This is a genomic window from Lysinibacillus sp. FSL R7-0073, from assembly GCF_038009065.1.
GTDB classification, from domain to species: domain Bacteria; phylum Bacillota; class Bacilli; order Bacillales_A; family Planococcaceae; genus Lysinibacillus; species Lysinibacillus fusiformis.
This window is the reverse complement of sequence record NZ_JBBPAS010000001.1, coordinates 3,687,269-3,700,245: the sequence shown is the minus strand read 5'-3', so window position 1 is coordinate 3,700,245 and position 12,977 is coordinate 3,687,269. Positions and strand designations below refer to the sequence as shown.

The window sequence follows — 12,977 nt, the reverse complement described above, 5'->3', positions numbered from 1 at the left end:
TATGAACCGTTGATTCAAAAATGGTAGGTTCGAAATAAAAGTAGCACATTTGTAAACAAGAAGTAAATAAAAAATTAAAAAGATTCAGAAAAAAATATATTTACAAATAATTATCGCTAGGTGTAGTATTTAATTATTCACAATATGAACCACTGATTCTAATAATGAAAAGGAGGTCTTAATAAGATGGGCTCATTTATTTTAAGAAGGTTAGTAAACCTTATTCCAACACTGTTAGTAGTTGGTATCATCGTATTTATTATTACGCGAATGATTCCAGGTGATCCAGCTACTGTCATGCTTGGTCCCCAGGCTAGTGTGGAAGATGTAGAGAATTTAAGAGAAGAGCTGGGATTAAATAAGTCAATGCCTTCACAATTTATTTCATATGTAGGTGACTTAGCCCAGTTAAATTTGGGTTATTCCTATTCTTATAGCGAGTCTGTGTTGGGGCTTATTATTGAAAGATTCCCAAATACAGTTGTACTTGCACTAGCAGCCTTATTAATAGCTGTCGTAATAGGCATCCCAGCAGGTATATTGGCAGCTAGAAAACAAAATACGATCATTGATTATGTGGTCATGCTTGTGTCACTAGTAGGAGTATCCATGCCAATTTTTTGGTTGGGAATCATGCTTGTCTTATTCTTTAGTGTCAATCTTGGCTGGTTCCCTGCGACTGGAATGGGGAATATGAGTGAAGGTTTTTGGCCATATGTAAAGCATTTAATTTTGCCAGCCTTTGCTTTAGCAACAATTCCAATGGCGACATTTGCGCGTATTACACGTTCGAGTATGTTAGAGGTCATTTCACAAGATTATATTAAAACAGCACGTTCTAAGGGCATAAAAGAATATTTGGTTATTGGGAAGCATGCGTTTAAAAATGCTTTAACGCCAATCTTAACGGTACTAGGTATGCAAATTTCTAATTTACTAGGTGGTGCCGTTTTAACAGAAACGATTTTTAGCTGGCCTGGGATGGGTCGACTGATTGTAGATGCTATAGATAAACGTGACTTTGTCGTTGTACAAGGTACAGTTATTTTCATTGCCTTTATCTTTGTCCTTATTAACTTAATCGTTGATGTGTTGTATAAGGTTGTGAATCCAAAGGTCAATCTTGAATCGAATGGAGGGAAGAAATAACAATGACTCAAGCAGTTGTCAATGAAACTAAAAAAAGAAATACGTTGTTACGAAAGTTGCTTAAAAATAAATTAGCAACAATTGGGTTAGTGATTGTATCCTTGATGGCCATTGTTGCTATCTTCGCTCCATTAATTGCTACCCACCCACCAAATGAAATGACTGTTGGTAAATCATTTTTACCCATGAATACCGAAGGACATTTGCTTGGAACAGATAACTATGGTCGAGATTTATTTAGTCGTTTAGTTTATGGAACCCGAATATCTATGATTGTCGGAATTGCAGCAGTGTTATTTGGTGCTGTGTTTGGGACATTACTCGGTCTTGTTGCGGGATATTTTGGGGGGCGTAGTGATTCCATTATCATGCGCACAATGGATGGTCTTTTCGCCTTTCCATTCATTTTATTAGCTATTACGCTAATGACGGTATTAGGACAAGGACTTGTAAATGTTATTGTCGCTATTGGTATAGCCAATATACCAGGGTTTGCTAGGCTAGTTCGTGGTCAGGTTTTAAGTGTTAAAGAAGAAGAGTTTATTGAGGTGACGCATTCTTTAGGGGCTACACATTCACGTATCATTTTTAGTCATATACTACCCAACTGTTTAGCTCCATTGATTGTCTATGGAACGATGAGTACAGCAGGCGCTATTATTTCGGAGGCTGCACTTAGTTTTTTAGGGTTAGGGGTACAGCCTCCAACAGCCTCATGGGGTAGCATTTTAAAGGATGGTAAAGACTTTTTAGTATTAAATCCTCAAATGGCGACATTTTCAGGTATCTGTATTTTGTTAACAGTCCTTGGTATAAACCTTTTAGGAGATGGATTACGTGATGCATTAGATCCGAAAATGAAAGTTTAATGAAAGGGGGTGGCGTCATGACTGAACGTTTACTAGATGTAGAAAACTTGACAGTAGAATTTAAAAGTGGTGGCTCTACAATGAAAGCTGTTAATGGAGTTAATTTACAATTAAATAAGAAAGAAACGCTAGGAATTGTTGGTGAATCTGGATCGGGAAAAAGTGTTACAGCCACTGCTCTCATGCGTTTAATTCCATCTCCGCCAGGAAAAATAACGAACGGAGTAATTCGTTTTAATGGGCGCGATTTAATAGGGATTTCAGAAAAGGAAATGCGGAATGTCAGAGGTAATGAAATGTCGATGATTTTTCAAGACCCTATTACGAGTCTAAATCCCGTTTTAACAGTGGGCAATCAAATTTTAGAAGTGATCCAAGCGCATGAGCATATATCCAAGAAGGATGCAGCAATAAAAGTTGTGGATATGCTGAAAATGGTAGGGATTCCTGAGCCAGAAAAGCGTTTGAAAATGTATCCTCATGAATTTTCAGGTGGGATGCGTCAACGTGTCATGATTGCTATCGCGCTTGCTTGTAATCCAAAGCTACTTATTGCTGATGAGCCCACTACAGCATTGGATGTAACTGTACAGGCCCAAATTCTTGATTTGATGAAAAAATTACAGCAAGAACACGATACAGCCATTATTATGATTACGCATGATTTAGGTGTAGTTTGGGAGCTTTGTGACAAAGTGAATGTCATGTATGCAGGTCGTACAGTGGAGTCGACTACAACAAGACAGCTCTATGAAAAACCATTACACCCCTATACTTGGGGATTATTAGAGTCGCAGATTACGATGGGGACACAAGGCCAGCAAAGGCTGCCAGCCATCCCAGGAAGTCCACCCGATTTAACAATGCCACATAGTGGTTGTCATTTTGCAGCTCGCTGCCCGTTAGCAACAGATATATGCCGTAGTACAATACCCGATTTAGTGGAAGTCCAGGACAATCATTTTGTAGCCTGCCATTTGCAATCAAAAGATCAAATTGTCGCTAGGAAGGTGGGGGTTTTTCATGCAACAGCCCAATGAATTGATCTTAAAGGTAAATAATTTAAAAAAGCATTTTCCTATTAAAAGCTCAATTCCTTTTAAAAAGTCCACACAATTTGTGAAAGCAGTAGATGGAGTAAGCTTTGAATTATTTAAAGGAGAAACACTTGGGATTGTAGGTGAATCGGGCTGCGGGAAATCGACGGTTGCTCGTTTAATCAACCAATTAATAGCACCTACCGAGGGTATAGTTGAGTTTAAGGGAACCGATTTAGCAAGCTTAAATACAAAGGATATTCGCTCTGCTCGAAAATCTATACAAATGGTTTTCCAAAATCCCTATGCATCACTAGATCCTCGTAAAACGATTGAATATTTAATTGCTGAACCATTAGTGATACATGGGATAGGTGATGAATCATCACGTAAAAAGCGTGTCATGGAGCTACTTGAAACAGTAGGGTTGAGTGCTTATCATGCAAAGCGCTATCCTCATGAGTTTTCAGGAGGACAAAGGCAGCGCATTAATATTGCACGGGCGCTTGCACTTCAACCGGATATAGTTGTTTGTGATGAACCTGTTTCCGCCTTAGATGTATCTGTACAGGCACAAGTAATCAATCTATTAAAAGATTTACAGAAAGATTTTGGTTTAACCTATATTTTTATTTCACATGATCTCAATGTTGTGAATTATATGTGTGATCGCATTGCTGTGATGTATTTAGGCAAAATTGTTGAAATGGGCACATATAAAGAAATTTATGATCACCCTCAACACCCATATACACAGGCTTTGTTATCGGCTATTCCTAAGGAAAATCCTTTTGATACAAAGGATCGAATTATTTTAACAGGGGATGTTCCAAGCCCTGTGAATCCTCCGAGTGGCTGTGCTTTCCATAAACGTTGTCGTTTTGCCACAGACAAATGTTCAGAAGAGCAACCAACACTCGATACGGTGACAGCAACCCATCAAGTATCATGTCATTTATGGAAAGCTATTCAGCAAGAAGTATCTACAATATAGATGAAAATCTTATAAATTTTAAGGAATAAGAATTTTTGATAGAAAAAAGGAGCGGACTAATTATGTCATTGAAGCATGTTATGGAGTTATACGAGGTAATGGATAGTATGTATGTAAATGGTGAGGTTATCAAAGAGTATTTACACAATATTAATCCAGCAGCAGATGTAGTAGTTAAAACAATTAAAGGTGAAAATGGCTCAACCGATTTTGTCCGCGTTCTAGTGAAAGGAAAGAATGGTAAATCCTCAGGTGGCCATGCGCCTACATTAGGCATCATCGGTCGCTTAGGTGGTATCGGGGCACGCCCCGAAATGACGGGCTTTGTATCGGATGGAGATGGTGCACTAGCCTGTATGGCCGGCGCAGCAAAAGCCATTGATATGGCTTTAAAAGGTGACCAGTTAGAGGGGGATGTAATTTTCTCCACTCATATTTGTCCAACTGCACCCACTTTACCACATGAGCCAGTGCCATTTATGAATTCTCCAGTCGATATTAGCGTCATGAACGAGAATGAAGTGGAAGAAACAATGGATGCTATTCTTTCGATTGATACAACAAAAGGTAATCAAGTATGTAACCATAAAGGATTTGCCATTACACCAACAGTTAAAGAAGGTTACATATTAAAAATTAGTGATGATTTGCTGCAAATTTACACGCAATCAGCAGGTATTGCACCAGTTGTACTGCCACTGACAATGCAAGACATTACCCCATATGGGAATGGCTTATTCCATATCAATAGTATTTTACAACCCGCTGTGGCGACATCAAGTCCTGTTGTAGGGGTAGCAATTACAACCGAATCTATCGTGGCAGGCTGTGCAACAGGTGCAACACATGTTACAGACGTAGAGAATGTTGTTCGATTTGTCTTAGAAGTGGCGAAAACATATGGTGCACATAAATGCTCTTTCTTTGATGAAAAGCAGTTCACACATATGAAGAATTTATACGGTAGCATGAAGCATTTACAAACTAAAGGAATTGAGGTACAAGCACATGAATGACTTACAAGCACTAAAAATGCAACTAGTAGATGAAGTGGAAAATCATCAAGAAGAGTTAATTGATTTTTGTTCGAAACTCATTCAAATTCCGAGTGTCAATCCTCCAGGAGATACGACTGAAATAACAGCTTTTATCGAGCACTATCTAAATGATGTAGGCATTGCTTACCAAAAATATGAGGCTGCGGATAAAATGTTTAATTTAGTAGCTTCTATTGGAAATGATGAAGGCAAAGAACTCGTTTATTGTGGGCATACAGATGTTGTGCCGGTTGGAGACTTATCTAAATGGGATTTTGATCCTTTCTCTGGAGAAGTGAAGGATGGTTGGATGCTTGGTCGTGGTGCAAGCGATATGAAAGCCGGTTTAGCAGGTATTATTTTCGCCACAAAACTACTCAAGAAATTGAATATTGAATTGCCAGGGAAATTAACTTTAGCCATTGTCCCTGATGAAGAAACTGGTGGCGAATTTGGTGTTCCTTGGTTGTTGGAGCGTGGTTTAGTAAAGGGTGATGGATGTTTAATTGCAGAGCCTTCATCTCCATTAAATCCGACAATTGGGCAAAAAGGTTCCTACTGGTTTGAATTAGAGGTGCATGGGGAACCTGGACATGGAAGCTTATCACCTTTAGCAGGTCGTAATGCAATTAATGATGCAATCCGAGCTATTCAAGAAATTCGCACATTATGGGACATGAATATCGTCATTCCTGAAGAAGTACAGCCACTAATAGAAGTATCTAAAAAATACATGCGTGAAGTGGAGAAAGACCGTCTGAAATATCAAGAAGTACTAGAGAAAATTACTGTAAATATTGGTACAATTGAGGGGGGTACGAAGTCCAATGTTATCCCAGATTATTGTAAGGTACAGGTCGATTGTCGCTTACCATTCGGTATTACACAAGAAGAAGTAACAGAAATCCTGAAGAATAAATTAGATGCCTTAGACATTGAGTATTCGATCAGACGTTTTGGTTTCAAAAGTGTAGCCAACTATACCCCTGCTGAAAATCCTGTTTGCCAATCAATAGTGGATAATATTTCATTTGTAACAGGATTAGAAGCTTATGGTGTTATGCAATGGGCAAGCAGTGATGCTCGACACTTCAGACAGTATGATATTCCGGTTTTACAATATGGGCCAGCCTATTTACCAAGTATTCACGGGTATAATGAAAAAGTGCGTGTTGAGGATATCGTACGCTGTGCAAAAGTATATATTACTGCTGCTATTGATTTCCTATATCAAAAGTAAGAGATTAGCTTCTCTCTTACTTTTGATAAAGTGATATCAGGTGCTTACGGCTGTTATATCTTTCAATTAACTCCCCCTTAAGCGAGGGATTTGCAGCCGTTTGTACAGATAAATAGATCAAAAGGATGAGAGATATGCTAAAGACGTTAAATTTATCAATTGCGGTTTTAAAAATGTTTACAAAGGAAAAGCCTGTATGGGGTGGTCGAGAGTTAGCGATGGCGATGAACATGAATCATACAAATTTATATCGCATTCTTGAAACATTTGAGAATAATGGGTTTATTACAAAGGATCCTTTAACAAAAAAGTACTCCTTGGGTATTGCATTATGGGAAATTGGTATGAATATGTATGATTCATTAAACATAGATCAGCTATGTATGCCTGTTCTTGATAACTTAAAGGATGTTACTGGTGAAACCGCCATATTTACAGTTTTGAATGGATTGGAAGCGTTAACTTTACTAAAAGCGGAGCCTGTGAATAAGGTGAAGTTTACTGTTTCAAGAGGAAGTAGATCCCCGCTTTATGTAGGTGCTTCCTATCGTTCTATGCTTGCTTTCCTAAGTGATGACCAAATTTCTAAGGTTATTGATGAACCGCTAACTGCTTATACGACCAATACAATGACGAATGCAAATGACATACGGTTAGAGCTTGAAAAAATTCGTAGCTGTGGCTATGCGCTCAGTAACAGTGAATATTCCGTCGATGTATTGGCACTTGCTATGCCTATATTTAATAGTGATGAAAAGGTCGTAGCCTCTATCACTGTTTCTGGCCCCATCTATCGTTTTACTGAACAACGAGTACCAGAATTTTTAGGGCCTTTAACGGAGGCTAGGAATGAAATAGAAGGAATCATTCGTAGATATCATTTAAATTTTAATTAAGGAGTACTACTATGCAGCATTTACATGATATTGCACTGAGGGTATTAAAAAATAATTTAAATGTTCAATCGTCAGAAACGCTTTTAATTTTGACAGATGTTCAAAAGCAAGACTTAGCGACAATCTTTTATGATGCTGGGCTAACAATTACGGCTAATACAATGCTTCTGGTTATGCCGTTATTGGAAAAATCAGGGCAGGAGCCTATTCATGCAGTTTCATCGCTTATGGCAAATGCTGATGTCTCACTTTGTTTGACCTCTCACTCTTTGACACATACAGCAGCCCGTAAAAATGCCTGTGAAAAAGGTGGTCGTGTAGCGACAATGCCAGGTATTACATTAGAGATGCTTGAAAAAGGTGCGCTTCATGCAGATGCGCAAGAGATTGAGGAAATGGTAGAAAAATATGTCCAGCTTCTTGATATGGCCGCAGGAATTCGAATTGTTAAAGATGGTCATGAGCTAACTTTTAGTGTAGAAAACCGTTTAGGTATTCGTTCAACTGGCGTTATTCGCCAAGCAGGGGAGCATGGTAATATTCCCTCGGGTGAATCCTATATTGCGCCAATAGAAACATCGGCAAATGGTGAAATTTTAGTGGATGGTTCTATTGCTAATATTGGTGTCTTAAAGGAACCATTATTATTGAAAATTTCAAACGGACGATTGGTAGAAGCAATTGGTCCGGATGGTCCTCGATTGCTGGAGTTACTTGGCGAAGAGAATGGTCGGCTCATTGCAGAGTTCGGTATTGGAGCTAATAAAAGTGCCGTGTTATGTGGTAATGTACTGGAGGATGAGAAGGTCTATGGGACAATCCATATCGCATTCGGTAGCAATGTGCCATTCGGTGGAGCGAATGCAGCGGATGTCCATATTGATTGTGTTGTGAAAAATCCGATTGTTTATTTCGATGGTGAACGAGTAATTTAATGAAAAGCGTGTCTTCATTTGAAGCGCGCTTTTTTGTTTGCTTGAACTATATTTAAAGTTGCTTGTTTCTGTATGATTACTCTATAGTTAACTTAGGTAAGATAGAGGGAACTGGAGTGGAAATGCAATCCCAACAAAACAGAAATTAGGAATTCACCGATGCCTGTAAGTGAAGGCAATGAAAAATGACTTCTGTTATTCAGCATGAAAGAACGTGAGGTTGAAGATATGTTAACATTTACAGATTTACATGGCCTGCGCGTAGATTTGAGTTTTACGAGAGGGGAGTTTACCGTAGAACCCAAACATGTCCTTGTTTTTTTAAAGCATCAAAATAAGTGGCTATGTACTATTCATAAACGACGTGGTGTCGAGGTGCCAGGAGGCAAATTGGAGAAAGGCGAAACGCTAGAGGATGCAGCCATAAGGGAAGTATTTGAAGAAACTGGTGTTCGTGTGAAAAATCTTCAATGGTTTGCAGAATATGCGGTTCATGATGACATATTATTTTGTAAAGCGGTTTTTACTGCCCAATTTGCTGGGCAGGAGGACGTTGAATTTGATTTAGAAACATCCGGTATGCTGTGGTTATCTGATGAGAAATTTACCCAACATCCAAACTTGAGCTTTCATATGAAGGATGAGGGAATGAAGAGAATGCTGGAGGAGTTGAAACGACGTGACAAAAAATGGTGATATCGTTGAAAAGCGTGCCTATCCTTCACCCAATCCAGCAATACGGTTAACAGAAATCACTTATATGTCACAGGGCTTGCGAATAAAAGGACTTTTAGCAGAGCCGAAGATTGAGGGTACATATGATGGCTTTTTATATTTAAGAGGGGGTATGCAAAGCATAGGTATGGTAAGACCCTCACGTATTGCCCAATTTGCCGCTCAAGGCTTTATCGTCTTTGCACCATATTATCGTGGGAATAGAGGTGGTGAAGGTAAAGATGAATTTGCAGGGGCAGACCGTTATGATGCTGTTTATGCTGTCGATGTACTGAAGCAATTTTGCAATGATAATATACATGTTTTTGGCTTTTCGCGTGGTGGTATCATGGCTCTGTGGACAGCAATTTTACGAAGGGATATTACTTCTGTTGTTACATGGGCTGGGGTTTCTGATGCAACGGCCACTTACTGGGAACGTACTGATATGCGACGGATGATGAAACGCGTTATCGGAGGAACACCAAACCGTTTACCGGAGGCCTATGATGCTCGTACACCTTTGTTCGAAGTAGAGCATATAACAGCTCCAGTGTTAATTATTCATGGCTATCAGGATGAGAATGTGGATATAGAGCATGCTAGACAATTGGCATTTTTCTTAGAGGATGCAAATAAAACATACGAAACATGGTTTGACCTTCATTATGCACATCAATACCCGCCAGCTAAAAATCGTGAAACCGTACGTGCTCTTTGTGAATGGATGAAGCAGCACTAGAAAATGAAAAAATTAAAGCCCCTTCCTTAAATAGCTATCATCCGGAGATGAATAGGTATTCTAAAGGAAGGGGCACTTTATTATTTCATATAAGTTTCCAAGAAATGTTGAATCGTTTCCCAATAGAGCTCGCCAGCTACGCTTTCCGCCTCGCCATGACCAGCACCTTCAACAAGTAATTTTTGCTTCGGACCATTTGCTGCCTCATATACGTCATTCAACATGGTCGAAGGGACAAAAGTATCGTTGTCTCCATGAATAAACAGCATGGGGGTTTTCGATTTTGCTACTTGATCAACAGCACTAGCTTCTCCTAGAGTATAGCCTGCTTTTAGTTTAGTCACGACTGAAGAGAATTGCATAATTGGGAATGAAGGCAAGTGAAAGATTGCTTGTAATTGATAGGAAAATTCATCCCATACGGAAGAATAACCGCAATCCTCAATGATTGCCTTTACATGTGAGGGCAAATCCTCGCCTGAAGCCATCATCACAGTGGCGCCTCCCATCGAAACCCCAAATAGCACGATATCAGCATCTTCATTCACGTTTACAATGTTGTCAATCCACGAAACAACATCAAAACGATCATGCCATCCCATGCCGATATAATCACCTTCACTCTGACCATGTCCTCTTGCATCAGGAATGAGCACATGATAGCCCATATCGTAAAATTGTTTAGCATACTTAGTCATTTGTGTACCATCACTTGAATAGCCATGGAAGATAATTGCCCATTTGTCCGTGGGCTGGCTGTTTTGGATAGCGTATGCATGCAGATTAAGAGAATCAAAGGATTGAATTGACTTCTCCTCATAATGCTTGTTAAACCATTGCTCACGTTCCTCTTTCTCTTTAGCTTCATTTGAATTGCTATCGATTAAATTATGGGGGGCATCTAGAACAGCTGTCTTATCAGTATCCGGATTTAATGCCAGATTATAAAAGTAGTTGCCTGCAAAAAAACCAGCACCAATAAATAATGCCAATAATATAGTAATGATTGTTACTAGTAATTTGTATTTTCTTTTCATATGTATCTCCCTAAATTAGCTTCATTTATGTTTTATGGGAAAGAAAAAGAGAACGAATCATATCGTTCCCTTTTCTTGTTCTAGTCGTTATTTTAATGGGCCACCAAGTGTAGTGATGGCTTCAGAAACGTTTGCAAATTTCTTAAAGTTTTCATTAAATAAGCCTGCAAGTTCAGCAGCTTTTGCATCGTATGCAGCTTTATCTGCCCATGCTTCACGAGGATTTAACACTTGTGAAGGTACACCTTCAACGGCTGTTGGGATGTGTAAACCAAACACAGCATCTTGTGTCGTTTCAACATTTGTTAATTTACCATCGATAGCTGCGCGTACCATTGTACGTGTATAAGAAAGTTTCATACGGCTACCAGTACCATATTCGCCACCAGTCCAACCAGTGTTCACTAGGAATACTTGTGCGCCATGTTCGTCAATTTTTTGACCTAACATTTCTGCATAAACTGTTGCAGGAAGTGGAAGGAATGGAGAACCGAAGCAAGTAGAGAATACTGGTTCTGGCTCTGTTACACCACGTTCAGTTCCAGCAAGTTTTGAAGTGAAACCACTTAAGAAGTGATACATAGCTTGCTCTTTTGTTAATTTACTGATAGGAGGTAATACGCCAAACGCATCAGCTGTTAGGAAGATGATTGTTTTTGGATGACCTGCTACAGATGGATCAACAATGTTTTCGATGTATTGAATCGGATAAGCTACACGTGTATTTTCTGTTAATGAACCATCATCATAATCACAAATACGAGTTTCTGGATCAACAGCTACGTTTTCTAAAACAGAGCCGAAGCGGATTGCATTGTAGATTTCTGGTTCTTTTTCAGCAGAAAGGTTGATCGTTTTTGCATAGCAACCACCTTCAATATTGAATACACCATTATTAGACCAGCCGTGTTCATCGTCACCGATAAGCTTACGGTCTGGATCAGCGGATAATGTTGTTTTACCAGTACCAGATAGACCGAAGAATAATGCTACGTCGCCAGCTTCACCAACGTTTGCTGAACAGTGCATAGAAAGGATACCTTGTTGTGGTAATAAGTAGTTCATAATACCGAAAATAGATTTTTTCATTTCACCAGCATATTCAGTACCACCAATTAAGATAATTTTCTTTTCAAGTGATACAATGATGAATGTTTCAGAAGCAGTACCGTCAACCGCAGGATCTGCTTTAAAGTTAGGAGCTGAGATGACAGTGAAGTCTGCAACATGCGAAGCTAATTCGTCTTTAGTTGGACGGATAAATAATTGATGAGCGAAAAGGTTGTGCCAAGCGTATTCATTAATAACTTGGATGCTTAATTGTGAATCTTTGTCAGCACCAGCAAAGCCTTTGAATACAAATAATTCATCTTGTTCTTTTAAATATTTTATTACTTTTACATACAGGTTATCGAACACTTCAGAGGAAATTGGTTGATTGACTTTACCCCAGTCAATTTGATCTTTTGTGCTTTCTTCTTCTACTGTATATTTATCTTTAGGTGAACGACCAGTGTATTTGCCAGTTTCTGCACGAACTGCGCCATCTACTGTTAACATTGCCTCACCACGAGAAGTAGCTTTTTCTGCTAATTGTGGTACTGAAAGTTGAACGTTAATGTTACCGCCGCTTAATAATTCCTTCAGTTCGTTTGCAATTTCTACTGAATTCATCGATTAAATACCATCCTTTTTTATAGTATTCCCTTGATTTAGAGGGATTTTTTCTTAATTTCAAAAATAGTATAACACAATTGGTTAAATAATCTATACTAATTAAGAAATTATTTTAGAGTTTTTATTACTTTTCAATAAACTGACAAAAAATAATGTTTTTCGAGTAGAAAACATTCAATGCTACAGTAAATTGTCTAAAATTTGAGCCACACATATGTTACCACAAGATGCTAGGTATGTTGTAGGGATTAATTTTCTTCTGTTTACATCATCACCCAAGAATGAAAATTTTTATGGCGATTATTTGTTCCTTCCTTACTATACAGTAATACATAAGAAAATATTTGACAACGTTCTACCTTTTCAGTAACATGAAAATTGAACGGATACTCTTATCCCGAGCTGGTGGAGGGTCAGGCCCTGTGAAACCCGGCAACCTGCATGAATTATTTCACGACATGCGTTGGTGCCAACCTGATGCAAGGGAAAATCCCTTGAACGATAAGAGTGAAAGGTAACGAAGTCATTATTCCTTTCCTCATGTATAGTAACGTGAGTAAAGGATTTTTTTATTGTTAAAAATCAATGTAAAGGTAAGTATATGTAGTTCTTTCCTTATTATAATGACGGATCTTTCGAAATCCTCGTGT

The 12,977-nt window shown here is 38.7% G+C and carries 12 protein-coding genes and 1 riboswitch; of the genes, 10 read left to right on the top strand and 2 right to left on the bottom strand.

Annotated elements, in window-relative coordinates; translation table 11 throughout:
* Positions 1-186 precede the first annotated feature (186 nt).
* The 10 genes from MKY88_RS18465 to MKY88_RS18420 all read left to right on the top strand — a co-directional run bounded on the left by MKY88_RS18465 (position 187) and on the right by MKY88_RS18420 (position 9,613).
* A complete protein-coding gene (locus MKY88_RS18465) occupies positions 187-1,149 on the top strand; it encodes an ABC transporter permease (protein ID WP_340814398.1) in 963 nt (320 codons plus the stop codon).
* A gap of 2 nt (positions 1,150-1,151) precedes the next feature.
* Positions 1,152-2,018: an ABC transporter permease gene (locus MKY88_RS18460; RefSeq protein WP_328203673.1), complete on the top strand. Its 867-nt coding sequence runs from the start codon at positions 1,152-1,154 to the stop codon at positions 2,016-2,018.
* A gap of 17 nt (positions 2,019-2,035) precedes the next feature.
* On the top strand, positions 2,036-3,058 hold the full coding sequence (locus MKY88_RS18455; RefSeq protein WP_340814397.1) for an ABC transporter ATP-binding protein: 1,023 nt from the start codon (positions 2,036-2,038) through the stop codon (positions 3,056-3,058).
* Positions 3,042-4,049, top strand: coding sequence for an ABC transporter ATP-binding protein (locus tag MKY88_RS18450; protein WP_328203674.1), 1,008 nt, complete (start codon positions 3,042-3,044; stop codon positions 4,047-4,049). The genes MKY88_RS18455 and MKY88_RS18450 overlap by 17 nt, the downstream gene beginning before the upstream one ends.
* A 62-nt stretch (positions 4,050-4,111) precedes the next feature.
* Complete coding sequence (locus MKY88_RS18445) at positions 4,112-5,065, top strand: DUF1177 domain-containing protein (protein WP_193832910.1); 954 nt, start codon at positions 4,112-4,114, stop codon at positions 5,063-5,065.
* Positions 5,058-6,326, top strand: a complete 1,269-nt coding sequence (locus tag MKY88_RS18440) for a M20 family metallopeptidase (RefSeq protein WP_036119752.1) — start codon at positions 5,058-5,060, stop codon at positions 6,324-6,326. The genes MKY88_RS18445 and MKY88_RS18440 overlap by 8 nt, the downstream gene beginning before the upstream one ends.
* A gap of 134 nt (positions 6,327-6,460) precedes the next feature.
* On the top strand, positions 6,461-7,222 hold the full coding sequence (locus tag MKY88_RS18435) for an IclR family transcriptional regulator (RefSeq protein WP_340814395.1): 762 nt from the start codon (positions 6,461-6,463) through the stop codon (positions 7,220-7,222).
* Positions 7,223-7,233: 11 nt separating this feature from the next.
* Positions 7,234-8,157 (top strand): aminopeptidase, encoded by a 924-nt coding sequence (locus MKY88_RS18430; protein WP_340814394.1) that lies wholly within the window; start codon positions 7,234-7,236, stop codon positions 8,155-8,157.
* A gap of 228 nt (positions 8,158-8,385) precedes the next feature.
* On the top strand, positions 8,386-8,853 hold the full coding sequence (locus MKY88_RS18425; protein WP_340814393.1) for an NUDIX domain-containing protein: 468 nt from the start codon (positions 8,386-8,388) through the stop codon (positions 8,851-8,853).
* Complete coding sequence (locus MKY88_RS18420) at positions 8,837-9,613, top strand: alpha/beta hydrolase family protein (RefSeq protein ID WP_340814392.1); 777 nt, start codon at positions 8,837-8,839, stop codon at positions 9,611-9,613. Before MKY88_RS18425 ends, MKY88_RS18420 begins: the two co-directional genes overlap by 17 nt.
* 80 nt (positions 9,614-9,693) lie before the next feature.
* On the opposite strand, the gene MKY88_RS18415 is transcribed toward MKY88_RS18420, so the two are convergent.
* On the bottom strand, positions 9,694-10,650 hold the full coding sequence (locus MKY88_RS18415; RefSeq protein WP_340814391.1) for an alpha/beta hydrolase: 957 nt from the start codon (positions 10,648-10,650) through the stop codon (positions 9,694-9,696).
* A gap of 87 nt (positions 10,651-10,737) precedes the next feature.
* Positions 10,738-12,324 carry a phosphoenolpyruvate carboxykinase (ATP) gene (pckA, locus tag MKY88_RS18410; protein WP_193832906.1) on the bottom strand — a complete coding sequence of 529 codons (1,587 nt, stop codon included), beginning with the start codon at positions 12,322-12,324 and terminating at the stop codon, positions 10,738-10,740.
* A 392-nt stretch (positions 12,325-12,716) separates the two neighbouring features.
* A riboswitch (SAM riboswitch) is annotated at positions 12,717-12,835 on the top strand.
* The last annotated feature ends 142 nt before the right edge of the window (positions 12,836-12,977 follow it).

What these genes read in the sequence shown, in the direction of transcription:
- MKY88_RS18465 (WP_340814398.1), top strand. Translation starts at nt 187, where the DNA reads ATGGGCTCATTTATTTTAAGAAGGTTAGTAAACCTTATTCCAACACTG.
- MKY88_RS18460 (WP_328203673.1), top strand. Translation starts at nt 1,152, where the DNA reads ATGACTCAAGCAGTTGTCAATGAAACTAAAAAAAGAAATACGTTGTTA.
- MKY88_RS18455 (WP_340814397.1), top strand. Translation starts at nt 2,036, where the DNA reads ATGACTGAACGTTTACTAGATGTAGAAAACTTGACAGTAGAATTTAAA.
- MKY88_RS18450 (WP_328203674.1), top strand. Translation starts at nt 3,042, where the DNA reads ATGCAACAGCCCAATGAATTGATCTTAAAGGTAAATAATTTAAAAAAG.
- MKY88_RS18445 (WP_193832910.1), top strand. Translation starts at nt 4,112, where the DNA reads ATGTCATTGAAGCATGTTATGGAGTTATACGAGGTAATGGATAGTATG.
- MKY88_RS18440 (WP_036119752.1), top strand. Translation starts at nt 5,058, where the DNA reads ATGAATGACTTACAAGCACTAAAAATGCAACTAGTAGATGAAGTGGAA.
- MKY88_RS18435 (WP_340814395.1), top strand. Translation starts at nt 6,461, where the DNA reads ATGCTAAAGACGTTAAATTTATCAATTGCGGTTTTAAAAATGTTTACA.
- MKY88_RS18430 (WP_340814394.1), top strand. Translation starts at nt 7,234, where the DNA reads ATGCAGCATTTACATGATATTGCACTGAGGGTATTAAAAAATAATTTA.
- MKY88_RS18425 (WP_340814393.1), top strand. Translation starts at nt 8,386, where the DNA reads ATGTTAACATTTACAGATTTACATGGCCTGCGCGTAGATTTGAGTTTT.
- MKY88_RS18415 (WP_340814391.1), bottom strand. Translation starts at nt 10,650, where the DNA reads ATGAAAAGAAAATACAAATTACTAGTAACAATCATTACTATATTATTG.
- pckA (WP_193832906.1), bottom strand. Translation starts at nt 12,324, where the DNA reads ATGAATTCAGTAGAAATTGCAAACGAACTGAAGGAATTATTAAGCGGC.